The sequence below is a fragment of the Bradyrhizobium sp. LeoA1Lang genome (assembly GCF_055413685.1).
Genome location: NZ_JBVAPG010000071.1, coordinates 1 through 20,316, shown reverse-complemented (window position 1 = coordinate 20,316; position 20,316 = coordinate 1). Strand labels below are relative to the sequence as shown.

Here is a 20,316-nt window from a genome sequence, read left to right as displayed (position 1 = left end):
GGCAGTTGCGATCGATGGTCAGTGCGGAAGAGATCAGGCGTCTGGCATTCGTGGGGCATGGCCCCTCTTCGCTCAGGCTGGTCGAGCATGGGCCGCTCTCGGACCTTTCTTTTGCGGCCAAGGACCTGATGGATGTGGCCGGATACAAGACGGCGTGGGGAAATCCGGACCGGTTGCGGGGCGCCGATCCGGCCGTCGCGACCGCGCCGGCCGTGCTGGCCTCGTTGATGGCTGGCGCGCACCTCGTTGGAAAGACGCATACCGACGAAATCGCCTGCGGCATGTTCGGAATGAACCCGCATTTCGGGGTACCGATCAATCCAAAGGCACCGGCGCGCGTACCCGGCGGATCGTCCAGTGGTTCGGCCTCTGCCGTCGCGGCCGGCTTTTGCGACTTCGCGCTTGGCACGGATACGGGCGGTTCGATCCGCGTGCCCGCAAGCTTCTGCGGTCTCTATGGCCTGCGCACGACTTACGGCCGTTTGTCGGTCGCCGGCATCATGGCGATGGCGCCAAGTTTTGATTCCGTCGGCTGGCTTGCGCGCGATGCGGCGACGATGAAGCGCGTTGGCGAGATCTATTTTGGAGCGAGCGGCCCGTTCAAGCCGACCCGCCTGCTGCTCGCGCGCGACGCGTTCGACGTCCCCGTGCGCGAGATCGGCGAGGCGCTTCTGCCTGTAGCAAGGTCGCTGGGCGGCGCGACTGAAGTTACCTTGTTCGAGGAAGGGGTCGAGTTCTGGCTCGACACATTCAGGCCGCTGCAACTCCACGATCTCTGGTCCACGCTCGGCGCGTGGGCCACAATGCCGGGCCGAACGTTGAGTCCCGCGGTGGCCGAGCGGATCGAGCTTTCATCGCATGTCGATCCCGCAAAATTCTCGGCCGCGGCGGTGCGTCGCGAACAACTGACGGACCGGCTGGTATCGCTGTTGGGAAACGATGGCGTGCTGATGATTCCGACCGCGCACGATCTTCCGCCACTTCGCGAGGCCCCGGTTTCGGCGCAGATCGAATTCCGTGAAAAGACGCTGGCCCTCACCTGTGTCGCGAGCCTGTGCCGGCTGCCACAAATCAACATCCCGGCAATCACCATCGATGGCTGTCCGATCGGACTGTCGTTCATCGCGGGGCCACGGCGCGATCAGCTTTTGCTCGATCTTGCCGTCAGGATCGGCGATGCCTTGCCGGCAGCTTCGGGCGCGCAATGAAAGCCCACGACGAACGGGATTTCATCGGTTACGGCAGAAGGCCGCCAAGGCCGCGTTGGCCCAACGACGCACGGCTGGCAATCGTCATCGTCCTCAACGTCGAAGAAGGCGCCGAACCATCGATGCCCGATGGCGACGGCGCAACGGAACTGGCGCTGACCGACGGCATCGCGCAGGAGGTCCCGACGGGAATGCGGGATTTCGTCGCCGAATCGCTGTTCGAATATGGCGCGAGGGTCGGCTTCTGGCGGATCGTCGACACCATGGCCGAACGCAGCGTCCCGCTCACCGTCAACGCCTGCGCACAAGCCTTGTTGCGCAACCCCGACGCTGCGGAGGCGATCAAGACACACGGTTTCGACCTGTGCTGCCATGGCGACCGTTTCGTCCGGCATTTTCTGATGAGCGAAGCCGAAGAACGAAGCGCCATTGGCCGCGCCGTGGCCGGCTTCGAGCGGGCGGTCGGACGCCGTCCGCTCGGCTGGCAGAGCCGCTATTCGCCGAGCCGGCATACCCGCGCGCTTCTGGTCGAGCATGGCGGCTTTCTCTACGATTCCGACAGCTATGCTGACGACTGGCCTTACTGGGTAAGGGTCGGCGAACGTCCCCATCTTGTCATTCCACACAGCTTCACCAACAACGACAATCGGCTTGCGACCGCAAAACTCGGCACGGCAAACGATTTCTTCGACCATCTTTCGTCGGCCATGCGCGTCCTCCATGAGGAAGGCCGCCGTCACCCGCGCATGATGACGATCAGCCTGCACAGCAGGATTTCCGGCCAGCCGGCCCGGTTCGAGGCCATCACCCGGTTTCTCGATTTTGCGGCGAAGCACGAAGCCGTCTGGTTCGCCGGCCGTAGTGACATCGCCCGGCACTGGATTACGACCCATCCCCCAGGACAAGATCAATGACGGCGCAGGAACGTCTCTTGCTAGCGGGAGGCCTCGTCGTCGATCCGGCATCCGGAACGGTCGATCGAAAGGATCTGCTGATCGAAGACGGCAGGCTTGCCTGGATCGGAACAACCGGCGGGGCACCTTCGCATTCAGCAACGCGGCGCAATGTCAGCGATCGGCTGATCGTTCCCGGTCTCGTCAACTCCCACACCCATGGCCACGCCAATCTGATGAAGGGCATCGCCGAAAGGTGGACACTCGAGGCGTCGCTGACGAACGGACCATGGCTCGCCGGCCCGCGCGATCCGGAGACGATCTATCTGTCGACGCTGGTCGGCGCCATCGACATGCTGACGAAGGGCTGTACCGCCTGTTTCGATCTGCTCTACGAGTTTCCGCGGCCGACGGTGGAAGGCTTCATGGCGGCGGCGCGAGCCTACGCCGATGCCGGGATGCGCGCCGCGCTCGCGCCGATGATCGCCGACCAGACCCTGTTCCAGTCGATCCCGGGACTAGCGGACGCGCTGCCGCCGGATTTGCGCGCGTCGGTGGGCAACTTCTCCCTCGCAAGCGGCGAAAGGACGCTTGCGGCCATCGAAGAAATCGTGACCACGCGAGCGCAACTCCCCAAGGGCATCTCGATCGCCATCGCGCCGACGATCCCGCATCACTGCTCGGAGCCTTTCCTGCAACGCTGCATGGAGATCGCCGACCGCCACGGGCTGCCGATCCATATGCATATCGCAGAGTCGCGGCTACAGGCGGTCGCCGCCCGCAAGATCTATGGCCGCTCCCAAGTCCGCTATCTTGCCGACCTCGGCATGCTCCGGCCCAAATTCACGGCGGCGCACGGCGTCTGGCTCGACGATGACGACCTCGACCTGCTCGCGGAGCACGGCTGCTCGGTTGCGCACATTCCCGCAAGCAATTTCCGACTCGGATCTGGCATCGCCCATGTCAGGCCGATGCTGGCGCGCGGCATCAATGTCGGGCTGGCGACCGATGGCGCAAACTCCTCCGACTCCCTGAGCATGCTGCAGGCGATGCGGCTTGCCTCCTTCTCAGCCCAGGTTTTCGCCGGCCCACGTGACGAATGGCTGCAAGCCAGCGAAGTCGTCAGGCTCGCGACCCGAGGTGGCGCGCAGATCCTCGGTCTCGGGGCCTGTGGGCCGATGGAACAAGGAGCGTGCGCCGACCTCGCCCTGCTTGATCTGAACCACATCGATTTCATTCCCGCCACCAATCTCCTCAACCAGCTGGTGACAAGCGCGGACTCCGCCGCGGTGACGGACGTCATGGTCGGCGGCCAATTCAAGGTCGTCGATCGGAAGATCGTTTCGATCGACACGCGGGAACTGCGCAGCCGGGTCGCTGAAAGCCTCGCGAGGCTCTCGGCCGCAACGTGCGACGCCCGCACCGTTGCCGGCCGGCTCGAACCCCATGTCGTGGCTTTCGCCCAGTCGATGGCGCAGGAGCCGCTTTCGATCGAACGGCGTATTCCACTGGAGGCGAGATAGCCTGATGCTTGCGACGAATAAAGCAAGAGACGCTCTGATCGAGCTCGAACGGCGTGTTCGCTTTGAGCTGGATTGCCTCGGCTACCCGGCCCGGCAATGGACGATTCCGCATAACCACGAGGGCGAGCCCGTGCACGACGCCGTCATTGTCGGCGGTGGCCAAAGCGGAACTTCGATCGCCTTTCGCCTCCTGCGCGAGCGGGTGACCAACGTTCGCGTGCTCGACAGGAATCCTGCCGGTCTCGAAGGTCCGTGGCTGACATTCGCCCGCATGCGCACGCTGCGAACGCCAAAGACCGTGACCGGCCCGGATCTCGGTCTTCCCAGCCTCTCGGTCCGTGCCTGGTGGGAAGCGCTCTACGGCGCGACCTCCTGGGAGGAATTGAACAAGATCCCGCGCGAACTCTGGCAGGCCTATCTGACCTGGGTGCGCAACACCATCGGCGTGGAGGTGAGCAACGGGGCCGAGGTAACCGATATCGAACCGCTCGCGGGCGGCCTGCTCGCGGTCCACGCGCGCCGCAATGGTGCGACGGAGAAGCTGCTGGCCCGCAACGTCGTACTCGCCACCGGGATCGAAGGGTCCGGCCGGTGGTCCGTGCCCGACGTGATCGCGAAGGCATTGCCGCGAGAGCGCTACGCCCATACGGCGGAGCCGATCGATTTTGCCGCACTGGCCGGAAAGAAAGTCGCCGTGATCGGCGCCGGCGCCTCGGCGTTCGACAACGCCGCCATGGCGCTCGAGAATGGCGCGGCCTCGGTCCATCTGTTCGCTCGGCGAAACAAGCTTCCGACCGTCAATCCCAATCGCTGGATGGAGTTCGCGGGCTTCCTGCGCCATTTCGGCGATCTCGATGACGCCCGCAAATGGCGTTTCATGAAGATCATTTTCGACATGAACCAGCCGCCCCCGCAGGACACGTTCGACCGGTGCGTTCGTCACAGCAATTTCTTCGTGCAGCTCGGCTATCAGCTTGAGCGTGTCGGTTTCGATGCCGGGAAGATTTCGCTGACCAGCCCGGGGCGAACGAAGACCTTCGATTTCCTGATCGCTGGCACCGGATTTACCGTCGATCTCGCCGCGCGGCCAGAATTGGCCCGCTTCCACGACAAGATCACCCGCTGGTCCGATCGATATCAGCCGCCGGCAGGCGAAGAACACCCGCAGCTCGGCGCCTACCCTTACCTGTCACCCAGTTTCCAGTTCACCGAGAAGGTCGCGGGATCGGCGCCGTATCTCGCCAACATCTTCAGCTACACGTTTGCGGCGATGCCGAGCCTTGCCTGCTCCGCTGGCATTTCCGCCCTGAAATTCGGCCTCGATCGTATCGCCACGGGCATCAGCCGCGGCCTGTTCGTCGAAGACGCCGACGCCCATCTTCAGTCGCTTCTCGACTACGACGAACAAGAGCTTGACCCCGCTGCTCTGCTTGAGCGCGAAACTCGGGGAAACGCCGCATGAGTGATACCCGCCCCTGCAAAGCTACAAGGAACACTTCGCCATGGTGAGCGTCGAGGACCGATCCAAGCGCATCCTGGAGTCAACGCTGAAGATACAGAGCCCCTTCGAGCTCGACCAAACGCTTTGTCTTTACAGTCCGCAGGACAATGTCGACTCGCTGAAGCATTCGCGCATCGCCGAATGGCTGCAATTCATCCAGAACGAATATGAGCCTGAGCTGCCGTCCGCGCGCCGTCACGTGCTGCTGTTCATGCCCTGCACCAAGACCAAGCCGTATCCGTTTTCGTCCGAACATATGGCGATCAACCAGCGGCTGCTGGATGAAGGCTTCCGTCCGACGCAGCGCACATATCTTCCGCAGGAATTGCAGGCTCGCCTCGAATCTCCATTTTCGCCGGAAGTCTTGAATCTCTCGCCGCTCGCCAATGACAGCGGCACGGTGCTGCACCGAATGGTGATCTCGGAGCCCATGGCCGTCGTCCCCTACGAGCATATCGTCGAATATCGCGGCAAACCTTCGCCGGCGGTAGCCTATGACGATCCCGGCCTGTTCGAGAACCGGGGCAACGCCGTGTCGCCCTGGAGGGCGGACTCGACCGCAGTGCAAGTCACGGCGACCCGCTGGAAATGGGGCGACGAAGAGCGCCGGCACTATGTCATGATGCACAACGAGATGGCACGCATCCTTGCCGACGTCGTCGCGCGGATCGGCCATCACTATAGCGACATCATTTCATGGGTTGCGCCGGGCCTGACCCATCGCAGCTTCGTGCTGTCGCGCGGCGAGCGCGCCGTTCATCACGTCACGACCTCGCGCAAGGTTGGCAGCAAGCGCATGGAACTGATCGGTGCCAACGACCATCTTGCCGTAGGGCAGAAGATCGCCTGCCTGCCCATGCCGGACGACTGCAAGCTGGCCATTCAGCGCCTGTCGCGTCGGCTGGGGATCGACATCTCGAAGGCAACCGCCATCTACGCACGCGGCGGCGCCAATGCGACGCCGCTCGCATTGCCGGAGCTGTTGGACGTTCTCGTCAAGCGGCTGAGCTCCAGCGACCTCAAGGCCGAAGAAAGCAGAAAATATGACAGCCTTGTCTCTTAAAATAGGGCTCAGCGACTCCGATCGCACCCGACCGATCGCGAACGGCGAAGTATCGATCGCCGGCGTCGATGCCAATGTGACGTTGATGGGCGTGCAAGCGCTTTTCAACAAGCAGCTGACGGAACATACCTTCGATTGCTGCGAATTTCCGATCACTTCCTACCTGAGGTCGCTCGAACGCCCGGAGCGGCCTTATGTGGCGGTACCGGTGTTTCCCTCGCGACACTTCCGCTTCTCGAACGTCTTCGTCAACGCGTCAAAGGGGATCAGGACACCAGCCGACCTCGCCGGCAAGCGTATCGGCGTGCCCGTATTCGACATGGCAGCCGCAGTCTGGCTGCGTGGTATCTTTCAGGATTATTTCGGACTGCCGCGCACCTCGCCGATCTACGTGTCGGGCGGCCTGGAAAATGCCCGCAGCGGCGACGAGCATCCGCAATTCTATCCCGACCGCTTCAAGCACGAGCAAAGGAATGACAAGAGCCTCGCCGTCTTGCTGGCGGAGGGCGAGATCGATGCGCTATACACGGCGCGAGCACCGAGCACCTGGCGCGCTCCTATGGTGACCCGCCTGTTCGAAAATCCCATGGAGGCAGAGCTCGCGTATTTCTCCAAGACCGGCATTTTTCCACCCATGCACCTCATTGCCATCAAGCGAACCATCGCCGAGTCCAACCCCGGCCTGGCCGTAGCCGTGTTCGATGGTTTCGCCAAGGCTCAAACGATCGCCAGAGAGCGGCTGTTCGATTCGGCGGCGCTGAGTACGATGCTGCCGTGGCAGCTCGAGAACCTGATGTTCACCGAGCAGCAACTCGGCAGCGACTACTGGCCAGTTGGCCTCGCAAAGAATCGCTCAACTCTCGACGTCATCAGCCGCTACATGTTCGAAGATGGCCTGACCTCCAGAAAGCTTGCACCCGAAGAGCTCTTTCCTCAACCAGATTTCCTTGCCACTTAGCAAGTCGGAGAAGACCGAATTCGCGGAACGTGGCCGCGAACTCCCGAAGAGAGTCCGATTCCTCAAGTCAAGGCAGAGCCAGATTTCATCCCGTTTGCGAGTAAGCGGTCAAAAACGCGGGTATACGGGTGAGCTGCAAAGCGTCAGCGGGCCGCCTAAGCGTTGCCACCCATTTAGCTGGCATCTCGCTCCGAATCAGGAATTGTACAGGGCGCTGTACAGACCTTTGTGCAGGACTAAATAAGCCCGCTCCGAAGACAGCGGAACTGTCTGTTGCAATGGGGGATTTTGGCGGTGACGGAGAGAGTGTCAGTCAATCCCCATTGAAAGATAGAGTATTTTCGACTCTGCTGGGCCAAAACCTACCATTTGAGCCACGCCGGAAACTGAGAGTTTCGCCTCCGATAATAGTTACATCGCGATACCCACTATCGCTGGATCCCAGTTCGCGTACCGGAGGGCGGCCTAACTTGCGACATGGCGACTTGATAGCCAACCAAAACCCGCCGTTCGTGCGCGATCCATTGCTGAACCCCAGTTAGAGCGCTCGTGCAAAATTTGCGAAGAATTCATCCGCGAGTTTTTTGGCTGTGCCGTTGACAAGCCGCTGGCCCAGCTGCGCTAGCTTCCCGCCGATCTGTGCATCGACGTGATAGCTCAACAGGGTACCGCCGTCGCGTTCGAGCAGATCGACTTTGGCGCTGCCCTTCGCAAAGCCGGCCACACCACCCTCACCTTCTCCCGAAATCTTGTAGCCTTTCGGCGGGTCGAGATCGCTCAGGGCGACCTTCCCTCTGAATCGCGCGGACACGGGGCCGACCTTCATCCTGGCAACCGCACGAAAGCCCTGATCATCGGTCTTCTCCAATTCCTCGCAGCCGGGAATACAGGCTTTCAGAACCTCAGGATCGTTCAGCTTGGCCCACACCACGACCCTCGGGGCGGCAAGCTGGATCTCTCCGCTCATGGTCATTGCCATTGGAGTTCTCTCAGTGCGTGCGCGCTCGGGCGGGAACGGGTGCGAACACCCTCGCCATGTAGGTCACCAGATCGTCGGTGATCTCGGCGCGGGATGCGGAGGCGATGCCGGCCAGTGTCCTGGCCAGTTCCTTCTTGAACTCGATCTGCATCGCGCGGGCGATCTGGATGCGCTGGGCTTGCGGCGAACCCGCCCCATGCATGGATTCGGTCAGATAGCCCACGGCATTCCTGCCGAGCGTCATGTTCTCCACCAAGCGCAGAATGCGGATCCTGTCTTCAGTTGCGATCTCGGACCGCCCCTTCAGGTACTTTTCGATCATCGGACCGACCGTTTCATGCCTGAGCTCTCGCTCCGACGGCAAGGTCACCATCAGTCCGCCAGCGAGGTCCTGCGCCAGCCGGCCGATCTCGTAAGGCAGCCGCGTGACGTGGTGCTTGCAGACGTTCGCGAGCATCTCGTCCGGCAGATAGGCGCCGGATTTCATCTCCGTACCCTGATGGCTCGCCGCGACGCCTGTGCCGTAGATCGTCTCGTTGAGGTGGGTCATCTCGACGAGCTTGTCGCGGATATGGGACGCGCGTTCGACACCGTTATAGTCGGCAATCGTCGCCGCCGCGCCGATCAGGACATCGCCGACGCCGGTTTTGCAGACATAGCTGCGGCGGTGATAGCAGGTGAAGCGCTCGACCAGCGAGGCCGCGAACTCCGCCTCGCTGTCCATGAAGATGTGCTCGAAGGGAATGAACACATCCTCGAACACGATCATTGCTTCCTGGCCGGCAAACCGCGCATTGCCAGCGTCGATGTCGCCGTCCTCGGCGCTACGGGTGTCGCAGGATTGCCGGCCGTAGATATAGGTGATGCCTTTCGCATCCACCGGCACGGCGCCGACGATCGCATAGTCCTTGTCGTCCACCTCCAGCCTCATCGTCGGCATGATGATAAGCCAGTGCGAGTTTATGCAACCGGTCTGATGCGCCTTGGCGCCACTGATATAGACGCCCTGCAGCGTGCGCCGTGTGACGTGGACGAAGAGATCGGGATCGGCCTGCTCCGAAGGCGACTTGCCACGATCACCCTTCACGTCGGTCATCGCGCCGCCGATCACGAGGTTCGACCTCTGGATCCGGGCCAGGAACTCTTTGAACCGGCCGTGGTAACCGGTGCCGTGCTTCTGATCCAGATCATAGGTCACCGAATGCAGCGCGTTCAGCGCGTCCATGCCGACGCAGCGCTGGAAGCAGGTGCCCGTCAACTGTCCGAGCCGGCGCTGCATCTTGTTCTGCATCACGAGATCACCGGGGCTGGTCGCGATATGCAGGAAGCGGTTGATGCGCTCGCCGGTCAATGGCGAGAGCGCCGCTGCAAGTTCCGGATTGTCGTTGGCGAGGTCGTAGGTTTCGGCCACCGCGTTGATCGAGGGCCGGATGATCGGATGGTCGACCGGCTCCGTGACCGCCTCGCCCATCAGATAAACCCTGAGCTTCCGGCCCCTCAAGCTCGCGATATAGTCGGCGCCGGTACGGATCGGCTCCCGGGTTAGAGTGGCGAGACCATTGGCGGCGACGTCCTGATCCATCCAGACTTACCCCTTCTTGACCAGCGGGCAGACGCTGTCCTTGAGCGGGCGGAACGCCTGGTCGCCGGGGATCACCTCGCGGAGCTTGTAGTAATCCCAATCGCCCTTGGACTCCGACGGCTTCTTCACCTCGTACACATACATGTCGTGCACCATGCGCCCGTCCTCGCGGATGCGGCCGTTCTTGGCGAAGAAGTCGTTGACCGGAATTTCCCGCATTCTGCTCATCACGGCCTGGGCCTCGTCGGTGCCGGCCGCCTCGATCGCCTTGAGATAGTGGATGGTCGAGGAGTAGTCGCCGGCGTCGCCCATGTGCGGCATCCGCTTCATGCGCTCGAAGAAGCGCCTGGACCATGCGCGCGTCTCGTCATCGCGATCCCAATAGAAGGCGTTCGTCAGCACGAGCCCCTGCGCTGAGCTCAGTCCGAGGCTCTTGATATCGGTGATCCAGACGAGCAATCCTGCAAGCGTCTGCCCTCCCTTAGTGATCCCGAACTCCTGCGCGGATTTGATCGCATTCACCAGGACGGTGCCCGAGCCCGCAAGGCCGATGACCTGAGCCTTTGACGCCTGTGCTTGCAGCAGGAATGAGGATTGATCGAATGTCTCGATCGGGTACCGTGTCAACCCGACGATCTCTCCACCCAGGCCCTTCACGACCGCGGAGGTATCGGCCTCCAGCGCATGTCCAAAGGCGTAGTCCGCGGTGAGGAAGTACCAGCTCTTCTGACCGGCCTTCAGCAGCGCGCTGCCCGTGCCGCGCGCGAGCGCGTAGGTGTCGTAGGCATAGTGAACGCTGTTGGGCGTGCAGGCATCATTGGTGAGGCGCGACGATCCCGAGCCGTTGATGATGGCGATCCTGTTCTTCTCTTTCGCTAGCTGGGAGACGGTGAGCGCGATCGAGGAATTGATCAGGTTGGCGACCATGTCGACGTGAGCGACATCGAACCATTTGCGCGCCAGTCCGGAAGCCGTGTCCGGCTTGTTCTGATGATCGGCGACCAGCACCTCGATCGGTCTCCCCAGCACCTTGCCGCCAAAGTCCTCGACGGCCATCTTCACTGCCGTCACAGCCCCCTCGCCGGATTCGTGGGAGAACTGGCCCGACATATCCGTGAGCACGCCGATCTTCACGGCATCGTCGGACATCGCGAGGCTCTGGGCGCCGGCAGGGTTTGCGAAAACGACTATCGCCGCGGCTGCGACCAGGAATTTCTGCACTCCGGCCTTCATGAGGTTCCTCCCAGGGAAAATGGACGCGGTGCGATCCGCTTATTACATGCATAACTAGACTTTTATTACATGCGTAACTAGACTGATTTTTCGAGGGAGTCAATCGCGCCGATGTGTTAAACGGGCCCCGACTTTAGAAGGCGGCCCGCGAATGGCGGCTGCGCAGACGGATTGTCCAGGGAATGCCTGCCACCGCGAAGCTCCAGACGACGAAGCCATCGGCCCGGCCGGCTGCGAAGGCGAGCAAAGCCCAGGCCGGTAAAGCTCAGGTCGGCACCGCCCGGCGCGAGCGGAATTGTTCGGTCGCGCGCACGCTCGACATCGTCTCCGACGCCTGGGCATTCCTGATCATCCGCGAGGCGTTCTTCGGCGCGCAGACGTTCGAGGCCTTTCGCACGGCACTCGGGATTCCCCGCGCGACACTGACCGATCGCCTGCGCAAGCTGACGCAGCTTGCGATCTTTCGGCAGGTCGCGCCCGGATCGTCGCTGCGCAAGGAATATCGTCTGACCAAGATGGGCTTTGATCTCTATCCGAGCTTCATCGCCCTGATGCAGTTCGGCGACCGCTGGCTTGCCGGCGGCAGGCCCGCGCCGCTGACGCTGGTCCACATGAGCTGCGGTTGCGACAGTCATCCGATCGTTGCGTGCTCGCATTGCGGCGAACGCGTCACCGCACGAGATGCGAAGTATCGCGATGGGCCGGGCGCCGGGCGCCATCCGGCCAAGGCCGGCCGCAACACCAGGCGCGCCTCCGACGGCAGCCGCTTCTCGCTCGGCCGTCCGAGCTCGGTGTCGCGCGCGCTGGAGATCATCGGCGACAAATGGAGTTTTATGGTCGTGCGCGAGGGCTTCTTCGGCAATCGCCGCTACGACAAGATCCTGACCGAGCTCGAGATCGCACCGAATATTCTGACCGACCGGCTGAACCGGCTTGTCGCAAGCGGCGTGTTCTACCGCAGGCAATATCAAAGCTCGCCCGAGCGCTATGAATATCTCCTCACCGACATGGGGCGTGACCTCTACGGCCCCTTCATCACCATGCTGCAATGGGGCGACCGTTGGCTGTCGAAAGGCAAGCCGCCGCTGCTGCTCACCCACCTCACCTGCGGCCACGTTTTTCATGCATCGGTGAATTGCGACCGCTGCAAGCAGCCGATCGTCGCCGCCGACATGCGCTACAAGCTGACCTACGATCCCAAGGCCTTTGGCGCCCTGGGACCGCGCTCCGTCGACTCCTGATTGGCGGATTACGCCCGGCCCAACGCCTCGACCAGCTTGAAGCGCATGATCTTCCCCGAGCTTGTGCGCGGGATCTCCGACACGAGATGGGTGGCTTCGGGGATCTTGTAGGATGAGAGATGGGCCTTGCAGTGGGCCATCAGCGAAGCAACATCCAGCTCATTGGTCTTGGCCACAACGAACAGACACGGCACTTCGCCGAGCGTCGCGTGCTTGATGCCGACGACCGCGCAATCGGTCACCTGCGGGTGCCGCACCACGACTTCCTCGATCTCCGCTGGCGCGATGTTCTGGCCGCCGCGGATGATCAGCTCCTTGATGCGGCCCGTGATCGTGAGGTAACCGCTGGCGTCCGATTTCGCGAGATCGCCCGTATGGTACCAGCCCTTGCGCAACGCGGACGCCGTCTCCGCGGGCTTGTTGTGATAACCGCGCATCAGGTTCGGTCCGCGCACGATCAGCTCGCCCTCCTCCCCGATAGCGACATCCTCGAGCGAAGATGGATCGACGATACGCACGGCGAGGCCGAGCACAGGCAGCCCGCATGAGCCCATCGGCCTCGCGCCGTGCAGCCAGTTCATGGTGACCATAGTGGAGGTTTCGGTGATGCCGTAGCCATCGAGCAGCCGCGTGTTGAAGTGCTCCTCGAGCGCCTTGTTCAGCGTCGCCGGCATGATGGCGCCGGCGGAGATGCAGAGGCGGATGGACCCGAGGCGTTCGACGCCGGTCTCCTGCGCACGATGCAGGAGATAGTGGAACATCGTCGGCACGCCGGGCAGAACGGAATATTTCCCGGTCTGCAGGAGATCGAGCGCCTGCTGCGGCGAGAACCTCTCCATGATGTGCTCGCTCGCGCCGACCGCGAGCACGGTGAGCACCGAGAGATTGAGACCATAGGAGTGGAACAGCGGTAGCGGCGACAGAACGACGTCTTTCTCGGTCAGCTCGCAGATCGGCGCCCAGCATGAGGCGGCGATCCACAGCATACTGCGCAGCGATAGCAACACGCCCTTGGCCCGGCCCGTCGTGCCGGAGGTGTAGATGATAAAGGAAGAACGGTCGATATCGTCGGGATCGAGTGGCCTGGCGGCGCTGCCTGTTGCGAGGTCAGCCAGCGCCATCCCCGCTTTCGCCGCGTCGGTGCCGGCAAACATGATTGTCGGCGAGATTCCGGCATCACGGCAGATCTTGCCAATTAGCTCCTTCCTTGCGGCCGCGGTGATGACAAGACTGCAGCCGGCATCGGTCAGGCGATAGCTGATCTCGCCTTCCGCCGCATCGAAGCTGATGGGCACCACGACCGCGCCGGCGCGCAAGGCCGCGAAGCAGGCTTCGATCCAGTCGACGCCGTTCGGCAGATAGATCGCAACCTTGCCGCCTTCCTTCAGCCCGGCCTTCGCCAGATTGGCCGCGATCGCAGCGGTGTGTTCGGCGAGGTTCGCATACGTCACCTCCCGCGACGAATCCGAATACGCCACGTTCCCGGGCCGCTGTTTGGCGTGACGATCGAGGAGAGTTGCGATCGGCGCGATCAAATCAACCTGCAGCATCGTCGTTCTCCTAGACCATGCTGTATCCACCGTTGACGCTGATCACCTGTCCGGTGATCCAGCTTCCGGCATCGGATGCGAGCAGCGTCACCAGCGGCGCAACGTCGGACGGCAATCCCAGCCGGCGGATGGCGTAGGCCTTGACCAGCTTGTCGCGGTTGGCGTCCACCCATGTCTTGTCGTGTGCGGTCTCGATAAGGCCGAGCGAGATCGAATTGGCGGTGACGCCCGAACGTCCCCATTCGCGGGCGAGCGATTTCATCAGCGCGATCGTGCCGGCGCGCGCGGCGGCCGCGAGCGCAAGACCGGACTCGCCGACCCGCGAGGAGTCTCCCATGATGGAGATGATGCGGCCGCGACCTGATGCCTCCAGCAGCGGTCCGGCGCTGTGGGAACAGTTCAGCGCGCCGTAGAGGCAGGTGTCGATCTGCTTCTTCCAGTCCTCGGGCGTGCTTTCGCTGAAGCGCTTGCGGAACACCAATCCGGCGTTGTTGACGAGGATGTCGAGTCCGCCGAAATCGCTCCTGATGCTTTCGACCATTTTCCTGACGACGTCGGCGTCCGAAATATCCGCTTGATAGGCCTTGGCCTTGCCGCCGCCCTTTGCAATCTCGGCGACAACAGCCTCAGCCTCGGCCTTCGAGCTGTGATAGTTGATCGCGACGCTCGCGCCCTTTTCCGCCAGCATCTTCGAGATGGCGGCGCCGACGTCCCGTCCGCCTCCCGTCACGAGGGCGACACGTCCCTTGAGATCACTCATCAGCTTGTCCTCTTGATTTGAGCCTGGCCTGCTCCAGGAGCCGAAAGATGCGTTCTGGAGTCATCGGAAGAATGGAAACATCGATATCGAGCGGCGACAGCGCGTCGGCGATCGCGTTCGCGACGGCAGCCGGTGCGCCGATCGTGCCGCCCTCGCCCATGCCGCGGAATCCGCCGGCCACCGCCGACTCGCTTTCGATATGGACGACGTCCATGACCGGCACTTCGGGCGCGGAGGGGATCACATAGTCGACCAGGCTCGCGCTCAGGAGCTGAGCGTCATCGTCGTAGATCAATTCCTCGAACAGCGCCGCGCCGATGCCCTGCGCCACGCCGCCATGCACCTGGCCGTCAACGATCATCGGATTGATGATCTTCCCGCAATCCTCTGCGACACGTATTTCAGAATTCGTACGAAGCACGTCGCCGGGTCGATCTCCACCGCGGCGATGTGGGTGGCTGCCGCGGTCGTTCCATTGATGGGATCGTAGGTGTAGGCCGCGCTCAATTCCTCGCGCGCTTCGACCGGCAAGGTCTTCATGTCGGAATAGACGGCCTTCGCGACTTGCTTGAACGTCACCGCGCGATCGGTGCCGATGACGACGGCCTTGCCGTCGCTGACGTCGATATCGTCCTGATTGGCTTCCAGGAGATACGAGGCGACGCGCCTGATCTTGTCCCGCAGCAGAAACGACGCATGCTTGGCCGCGCCGCCGCCTAGCACGGCGCTCCGGCTCGCATAAGTGCCGGTCGACATCGGCACCTCATCGCTGTCGCCCTGGATCACGCGGACATCCTCGAACCTTGCGCCGAGATCGTCGGCGACGATCTGGGCCAGCGTGGTTTCGAGCCCCTGCCCGTGAGAGGCGACCCCGAAAGCCGCGGTGATGGCGCCGGTCGAGTCAATGGTGATCTTCGCCGTCTCCGAGCCGGTATTGATCGGCATTCCCGGCGCCACCGCGATCCGCGAACCAATTCCGGTCAACTCGGCATAGCTGGCGATGCCGATGCCGAACAGGCGTCCCTGCTTGCGCGCATCTGTTTGTTGGGCGCGGAGCTGTTCGTAACCGGCAGCCTCGGCAGCCGCGTCCAGGCATTCGACGAAACCCGTCTTGTCCCAGATGATGCCGGACGCAATCCGATACGGGAATTCGTCGGGCTGCACCAGATTGCGGCGCCTGATCTCGAGCGGATCGAGGCCAAGCACCCTCGCGCCAAGATCCATCAAACGTTCGGTGACGAAGGCGGAGATCGGCCGGCCTACTCCGCGATAGGGACCGGTCGGCGGCTTGCAGGTGGCGACGCCGCGCACGACACCCCGATAGGAGGCGATCTTGTAGGGGCCGGGAAGGAAGCTGACGACCTGGACCGGCTCGAGCCCGCACGTCCACGGATAGATCGAATAGGCTCCGACATCGCCGATGACATCGGCCTGCAGCGAGGTCGCAACGCCGTTTGCGTCGAATCCCATTTCGGCATCGACGATCTCGGCAAAGGCCTGGCTGGAGCTGCTGACATCTTCCAGGCGATCCGCCGTCCATTTGAGCGAGCGGCCGAGCTTGCGCGCCGCGATGCAGATCAGGAGTTCCTCCGGATAGAGCGAGCCCTTCGAACCGAAACTTCCGCCAACATCGGGCGCCACCACGCGCAGGCGATGACCGGGAAGGCCGAGCGACTCGGAAATTGCGTCACGGACGATCCCGGGAATGTTCGACGACGTGTAAAGCGTGATGGCGTCGCGTCGCTTCTCGTATTCGGCCGTATAGCTGCGCGGCTCCATCGCAAGAGGCGCCTTGCGGGTCATTTCAAACCGACCGCCGACCTTCACCGCGGCGGCCTTCAAATCAGCGGCAACGTCGCCCTTCTTGAATTCGCGCGCGATCAGGACGTTGCTGCCCGCCTCCTCGTGCAACAGCGGCGCGTCATCGGCAACCGCGAGTTCTGCGCGCGAAATCGCGCCGAGCGGCTCATAGTCGACCTCGATCAACTCGATCGCATCCTCCGCGAGATAGCGCGAGGTGGCGATGACGGCTGCAACGGCCTCGCCGACATAGCGGACCTTGCCGGAAGCAAGAGGAAGGATCGGCGTCGCGTAATAATTCGGCATGCGCGAGACCGGAATCACCGGCTTGAAGTCCCCCGCGATGCCATCCGCCGTGAACACGGCGACCACGCCAGGCGCTGCCTGCGCGACGGTGGCGTCGATGCGGGAGATCCGCGCATGCGGCTGTCCGCTCCGTAGAAAGGCGACATGAAGCGGCCGGTCCGGCTTGCGGTCGGCTGAATATTCGCCGCGCCCGGTCAAGAGGCGTGGGTCCTCCGTGCGCTTGATGGGCGCGCCGACGTTCCGGGGACGCAACACATCCGACGGCTGAGCACGCCTGTCGCTACTCATAGCCATCGTTCCCCTTGCGCAGGCCCTGCCATTGCTGGTCGTCATGGCCGCAAATCACTGCCGCGCCGGCCTTCTCGATCCGCCGCACTTCCGCGAACGTCTTCAATTGCTCGTCGACATTCCAGGTGTTGCGGGGCGGAGTATCGGCATCGAGATTTCGGCGCAGGCTGACCGCATCCGAAGCGAGCAGGAACTGACCATCACGGTCGAGGCTCACCAGCGCGCCGAGCGAGCCAGGCGTATGGCCCGGTAGCGGCACCAGCACGACGCTGGAATCCCCGAAGACATCCTTCTCGCCGTTCAGCGGCTCGATCGGCTGTCCGTAGTCCCAATCCGCGCGCAGGTAGCCCGCGGTTTCGGCGCCTGGCGCCTTAGCAGCTTCGATCTCCTTGGTGTGAGCGAGGATCGTCGCCTTGCGGAAGAACTGATTACAGCCGCAATGATCAGGATGGAAATGGGAATTGACGACGATATCGATGTCGTCCGCCTCCAGCCCGACGCAGGCGAGACTCGGCAGCAAGGTCTCGTTCGCGCTCATCAGCGGCTTCATGACCTTGGCGAGCAGACCCCAGCGCTCCTCCACATTGTCGACCACGGACGGGTGACAGCCGGTATCGAACAGCACATTGCCCTGCTTGTGCCGAATCAAGGCACTACTCACGGGAAGATCGATCATTTCGCTGCGGTCGGCGCCGGCGACATAGATGCTCTTCTTCATGCGAAGACGTCCGGCGGCGAGGAAATTCAGCTTCATGATGTTTTCTCCGCGCGCTGCGCAGCCGCACTCCTGATCGCCGCGACGATGTTCTGATATCCGGTGCAGCGGCAGAGATTGCCCGACAGCCCTTCCCTGATCTCGTCGTCGGTCGCGAGCGGATATTTCCGGAGCAGATCCTCGCCCGTCATCAGCATCCCGGGCGTGCAGAAGCCGCATTGAAGCCCGTGGTGCTCACGAAACTGGGCCTGCAGCACATTGAGCATTTCCGGCGTTCCGAGCCCCTCCACCGTCGTGATCTCGGCGCCATTGGCCTGCACGGCAAGCGTCAGGCAGGAGCGCACACTGTCGCCATTCATCAGCACAGTGCAGGCACCGCAAACCCCGTGCTCACAACCGACATGCGTCCCCGTCAGTCCGAGTGTGTCGCGCAGGAAGTCCGACAGCAGCAGGCGCGGCTCGACGTCCGCGATGTCGTATGTCGTGCCGTTGACGGTCACCGATACGTTCGTGCTCATCGGATCACCTCACTCAATGCCGTCTGCATGGCGCGCCTTGCCAACTGTCCCAGCAAATGCTGGCGGTACTCGGCCGATGCGTGAAGGTCGCCATTGGCGGAAACGCTGGCCGTCACGAGTTCCGCAAATCGATCCGGTGTTTGGTCATTGACCTCGATCGCACCAAGCTCTCGTTCCACTTCCCTGAGCCGGAGCGGCGTATCAGCGACGCCCATTACCGCAACGCGCGCGTCGTCAATTCTGGCCTCGCTCCGCCGCACCGAGACGGCGATGCTTGCAAGCGCGAAATCGCCGAAACGGCGCGCCGCCTCCTCGAATGCGCAGCCGTTGTGTTGCAGGATCGGAAATTCGATCTCCACCACGATCTCCTCCGGCTCCAGGCAATTGGTCAGCGCGTCGACGAAGAAGTCTTCCGCAGCGATGGCACGCCGGCCCGACGGGCCGTGAACGCTGAGTTCGGCGCCATAGAACAGGGACAGCATCGGCAACTCGGCCGCGGGATCGGCATGCGACAGGCTGCCGCCGATGGTGCCGCGATTGCGGATCGCAAGGTGCGCCACATGCCGCATGGCCGCTGCCATCACCGGCAGTTTTGAGGCAATCAGCGGCGACTGCTCGATCTCGCGATGCCGCGTCAACGCGCCGATCGCGACGCGATCACCTCGCAGCTCGATGAACGACAGCTCCTTGATGCCGTTGAGATCGACAAGCACTGCCGGCCGCGCCATCCGGAAATTCAGCAGCGGCAGCAGGCTTTGGCCGCCGGCGAGGACCTTTCCTTCGCCATTGGCCGCACGCAGCGCTTCGACCGCGCCATCCACTGTCGTCGGCGCGACATAGTCAAACTTGGCAGGCTTCATCGCGCTCGCCCTCCAAGGCTGGTTTCCTTCCCCGCTCGGCCATTCTCATGCGCCGCGAAACCGCGGAGGCCTTTTTTCCGCGAAGGCTCTTCGGCCTTCTTTGAAGTCCTCGCTGTCGGATGCAGCATCGATGAGCTGCTGCGCCTTCGTCAAATCAAGAGCCCCGGCGCCCATCGAAATCCCGTTCAGCATGTATTTGGCGCCCGCGATCGAGAGCGGCGCATTGGCGGCGAGGCGCTGCAAAAATCGTTCGGCCGCAAGCACGGCATCGTCATGGATCTCGTCGATCAGTCCCATCGACATCGCCTGCTCGGCCGGATAGCGATCGCCGGAATAGAGAACGCGTCTGGCGTTCGCGAGGCCGGTCAGCGCCAGCAGCCGCTGCACGCTGTGAACGCCGTAGATGATGGAGAGCTTGGCGGACGGGATCCCGATAGTTGCGGTCAGATCCGCGAAGCGGAAGTCGCAGGCCAGCGCGAGATGGCAGCCGCCACCGAGACAATAGCCGGAAATGGCTGCGACGACAGGCTTTCCCAGCGCTGCGATCGCGCCGGAACAGGCATCGACCGCGACCTCGTAGTCGGCACTCTTGCGCCTGTCGTCCCGGATCGTGTCAAACTCGCTGATATCGGCCCCGACGGAGAAATCCCTGCCTTCACCCCTGAGCACGACCGCGCGGACGTGCCGGTCGCCGGCAAAGCGCGCGAAGATTTCGGACAAGTCACGCCACATCGCCAGCGTCACGGCGTTCTTCACCGCGGGCCGATTCAATGTGACATGCGCGATGTTGTCACGCCGCTCGATCCTGATCGTCTCCAACGTCGCTCCTCTGGCGCTCGATCATCCGAATGCTCGGGGCGTCCCCGGCAAAAGCAGGTTGCCACCCGGCCAACCGTTACTTGCATAAGTAGACTAATTTGTTACGACGCGTCAAGCCGTGTTCAGAGTCGACGCGTGCCGTGCGGAACGCGGCGCACTAGCCAGCGGAACTTGATAGACCACCCGAGAAAATAGCTTGCTTCGCGCTACAGCCGCTCGCACTGCATCAAGCGTATGAAATCTCACAACATCGTAGGCTGGCGTGGAAAATAATCGGAAGGCGTGGGGGAAGCGACTCGCCCCCGACCCGAACATTCCGGCTCTGCAGCGAGTTGACGCCGCGCGGAGAGAGTGTCAGTCAACTCCCATTGAAAGATAAAGCATACTTGACCTGGTGCCGTCCGAAAAGCGGTTGGAATTGAAAGTGGCGTAGTCTCCGGGGTGATCAACCTCGAATCACCCGGCGTTGACGCGCCGGGCTGGAGACCACGCCATGACAAGCGTTACCACGAAGGCTTT

The 20,316-nt window shown here is 62.7% G+C and carries 16 protein-coding genes and 1 pseudogene; 7 read left to right on the top strand and 10 right to left on the bottom strand.

What is annotated here, in order from left to right; all coding sequences use genetic code 11:
• The first annotated feature begins 14 nt into the window (after positions 1-14).
• From ACZYOF_RS23180 to ACZYOF_RS23155, 6 genes are read left to right on the top strand one after another with little or no spacing between them, the layout of a single operon-like run.
• Positions 15-1,208 (top strand): amidase, encoded by a 1,194-nt coding sequence (locus ACZYOF_RS23180; protein WP_463717229.1) that lies wholly within the window; start codon positions 15-17, stop codon positions 1,206-1,208.
• Positions 1,205-2,122, top strand: a complete 918-nt coding sequence (locus ACZYOF_RS23175; protein ID WP_463717228.1) for a polysaccharide deacetylase family protein — start codon at positions 1,205-1,207, stop codon at positions 2,120-2,122. Before ACZYOF_RS23180 ends, ACZYOF_RS23175 begins: the two co-directional genes overlap by 4 nt.
• Positions 2,119-3,624 carry an amidohydrolase family protein gene (locus ACZYOF_RS23170; protein WP_463717227.1) on the top strand — a complete coding sequence of 502 codons (1,506 nt, stop codon included), beginning with the start codon at positions 2,119-2,121 and terminating at the stop codon, positions 3,622-3,624. Before ACZYOF_RS23175 ends, ACZYOF_RS23170 begins: the two co-directional genes overlap by 4 nt.
• 4 nt (positions 3,625-3,628) lie before the next feature.
• Positions 3,629-5,086 (top strand): SidA/IucD/PvdA family monooxygenase, encoded by a 1,458-nt coding sequence (locus ACZYOF_RS23165; RefSeq protein WP_463717226.1) that lies wholly within the window; start codon positions 3,629-3,631, stop codon positions 5,084-5,086.
• 40 nt (positions 5,087-5,126) lie between these two features.
• Positions 5,127-6,188: a hypothetical protein gene (locus ACZYOF_RS23160; protein ID WP_463717225.1), complete on the top strand. Its 1,062-nt coding sequence runs from the start codon at positions 5,127-5,129 to the stop codon at positions 6,186-6,188.
• A complete protein-coding gene (locus ACZYOF_RS23155) occupies positions 6,169-7,146 on the top strand; it encodes a substrate-binding domain-containing protein (RefSeq protein WP_463717224.1) in 978 nt (325 codons plus the stop codon). Before ACZYOF_RS23160 ends, ACZYOF_RS23155 begins: the two co-directional genes overlap by 20 nt.
• A gap of 538 nt (positions 7,147-7,684) precedes the next feature.
• On the opposite strand, the gene ACZYOF_RS23150 is transcribed toward ACZYOF_RS23155, so the two are convergent.
• The 3 genes from ACZYOF_RS23150 to ACZYOF_RS23140 are packed head-to-tail and all read right to left on the bottom strand — an operon-like array spanning position 7,685 to position 10,940.
• Positions 7,685-8,125 (bottom strand): SRPBCC family protein, encoded by a 441-nt coding sequence (locus ACZYOF_RS23150; RefSeq protein WP_130577857.1) that lies wholly within the window; start codon positions 8,123-8,125, stop codon positions 7,685-7,687.
• 10 nt (positions 8,126-8,135) lie between these two features.
• Complete coding sequence (locus ACZYOF_RS23145; protein ID WP_463717223.1) at positions 8,136-9,707, bottom strand: 4-hydroxyphenylacetate 3-hydroxylase family protein; 1,572 nt, start codon at positions 9,705-9,707, stop codon at positions 8,136-8,138.
• 6 nt (positions 9,708-9,713) lie between these two features.
• Positions 9,714-10,940: an ABC transporter substrate-binding protein gene (locus ACZYOF_RS23140; protein ID WP_463717222.1), complete on the bottom strand. Its 1,227-nt coding sequence runs from the start codon at positions 10,938-10,940 to the stop codon at positions 9,714-9,716.
• Between the two features lie 182 nt (positions 10,941-11,122).
• Here ACZYOF_RS23140 and ACZYOF_RS23135 point away from each other — a divergent pair, with 182 nt between their 5' ends.
• Positions 11,123-12,181: a winged helix-turn-helix transcriptional regulator gene (locus ACZYOF_RS23135; protein WP_463717221.1), complete on the top strand. Its 1,059-nt coding sequence runs from the start codon at positions 11,123-11,125 to the stop codon at positions 12,179-12,181.
• An 8-nt stretch (positions 12,182-12,189) separates the two neighbouring features.
• On the opposite strand, the gene ACZYOF_RS23130 is transcribed toward ACZYOF_RS23135, so the two are convergent.
• The 7 genes and pseudogenes from ACZYOF_RS23130 to ACZYOF_RS23100 form a co-directional block, all read right to left on the bottom strand.
• A complete protein-coding gene (locus tag ACZYOF_RS23130; RefSeq protein WP_130577853.1) occupies positions 12,190-13,731 on the bottom strand; it encodes a class I adenylate-forming enzyme family protein in 1,542 nt (513 codons plus the stop codon).
• 10 nt (positions 13,732-13,741) lie between these two features.
• The gene (locus ACZYOF_RS23125; protein WP_463717220.1) at positions 13,742-14,491 is read right to left on the bottom strand and encodes an SDR family NAD(P)-dependent oxidoreductase; all 750 of its coding nucleotides are present in this window, start codon (positions 14,489-14,491) and stop codon (positions 13,742-13,744) included.
• Positions 14,484-16,885 (bottom strand): annotated as a pseudogene (locus ACZYOF_RS23120) (xanthine dehydrogenase family protein molybdopterin-binding subunit). The gene ACZYOF_RS23125 and the pseudogene ACZYOF_RS23120 overlap by 8 nt, the downstream one beginning before the upstream one ends.
• On the bottom strand, positions 16,878-17,639 hold the full coding sequence (locus ACZYOF_RS23115; protein WP_463717219.1) for an N-acyl homoserine lactonase family protein: 762 nt from the start codon (positions 17,637-17,639) through the stop codon (positions 16,878-16,880). The pseudogene ACZYOF_RS23120 and the gene ACZYOF_RS23115 overlap by 8 nt, the downstream one beginning before the upstream one ends.
• Positions 17,636-18,118 (bottom strand): (2Fe-2S)-binding protein, encoded by a 483-nt coding sequence (locus ACZYOF_RS23110; protein WP_130582622.1) that lies wholly within the window; start codon positions 18,116-18,118, stop codon positions 17,636-17,638. The genes ACZYOF_RS23115 and ACZYOF_RS23110 overlap by 4 nt, the downstream gene beginning before the upstream one ends.
• Positions 18,115-18,978 carry an FAD binding domain-containing protein gene (locus ACZYOF_RS23105; RefSeq protein ID WP_130582621.1) on the bottom strand — a complete coding sequence of 288 codons (864 nt, stop codon included), beginning with the start codon at positions 18,976-18,978 and terminating at the stop codon, positions 18,115-18,117. Before ACZYOF_RS23105 ends, ACZYOF_RS23110 begins: the two co-directional genes overlap by 4 nt.
• A 45-nt stretch (positions 18,979-19,023) precedes the next feature.
• Entirely contained in the window at positions 19,024-19,797 is a 774-nt protein-coding gene (locus ACZYOF_RS23100) for an enoyl-CoA hydratase-related protein (protein WP_463717218.1), read from the bottom strand.
• Between the last annotated feature and the right edge of the window lie 519 nt (positions 19,798-20,316).

Excerpts from the sequence above, each read along its gene's own strand:
- ACZYOF_RS23180 (WP_463717229.1), top strand. The coding sequence starts at position 15 with ATGGTCAGTGCGGAAGAGATCAGGCGTCTGGCATTCGTGGGGCATGGC.
- ACZYOF_RS23135 (WP_463717221.1), top strand. The coding sequence starts at position 11,123 with ATGCCTGCCACCGCGAAGCTCCAGACGACGAAGCCATCGGCCCGGCCG.
- ACZYOF_RS23125 (WP_463717220.1), bottom strand. The coding sequence starts at position 14,491 with ATGAGTGATCTCAAGGGACGTGTCGCCCTCGTGACGGGAGGCGGACGG.
- ACZYOF_RS23160 (WP_463717225.1), top strand. The coding sequence starts at position 5,127 with ATGGTGAGCGTCGAGGACCGATCCAAGCGCATCCTGGAGTCAACGCTG.
- ACZYOF_RS23140 (WP_463717222.1), bottom strand. The coding sequence starts at position 10,940 with ATGAAGGCCGGAGTGCAGAAATTCCTGGTCGCAGCCGCGGCGATAGTC.
- ACZYOF_RS23175 (WP_463717228.1), top strand. The coding sequence starts at position 1,205 with ATGAAAGCCCACGACGAACGGGATTTCATCGGTTACGGCAGAAGGCCG.
- ACZYOF_RS23155 (WP_463717224.1), top strand. The coding sequence starts at position 6,169 with ATGACAGCCTTGTCTCTTAAAATAGGGCTCAGCGACTCCGATCGCACC.
- ACZYOF_RS23115 (WP_463717219.1), bottom strand. The coding sequence starts at position 17,639 with ATGAAGCTGAATTTCCTCGCCGCCGGACGTCTTCGCATGAAGAAGAGC.
- ACZYOF_RS23145 (WP_463717223.1), bottom strand. The coding sequence starts at position 9,707 with ATGGATCAGGACGTCGCCGCCAATGGTCTCGCCACTCTAACCCGGGAG.
- ACZYOF_RS23110 (WP_130582622.1), bottom strand. The coding sequence starts at position 18,118 with ATGAGCACGAACGTATCGGTGACCGTCAACGGCACGACATACGACATC.
- ACZYOF_RS23130 (WP_130577853.1), bottom strand. The coding sequence starts at position 13,731 with ATGCTGCAGGTTGATTTGATCGCGCCGATCGCAACTCTCCTCGATCGT.
- ACZYOF_RS23105 (WP_130582621.1), bottom strand. The coding sequence starts at position 18,978 with ATGAAGCCTGCCAAGTTTGACTATGTCGCGCCGACGACAGTGGATGGC.
- ACZYOF_RS23170 (WP_463717227.1), top strand. The coding sequence starts at position 2,119 with ATGACGGCGCAGGAACGTCTCTTGCTAGCGGGAGGCCTCGTCGTCGAT.
- ACZYOF_RS23150 (WP_130577857.1), bottom strand. The coding sequence starts at position 8,125 with ATGGCAATGACCATGAGCGGAGAGATCCAGCTTGCCGCCCCGAGGGTC.
- ACZYOF_RS23165 (WP_463717226.1), top strand. The coding sequence starts at position 3,629 with ATGCTTGCGACGAATAAAGCAAGAGACGCTCTGATCGAGCTCGAACGG.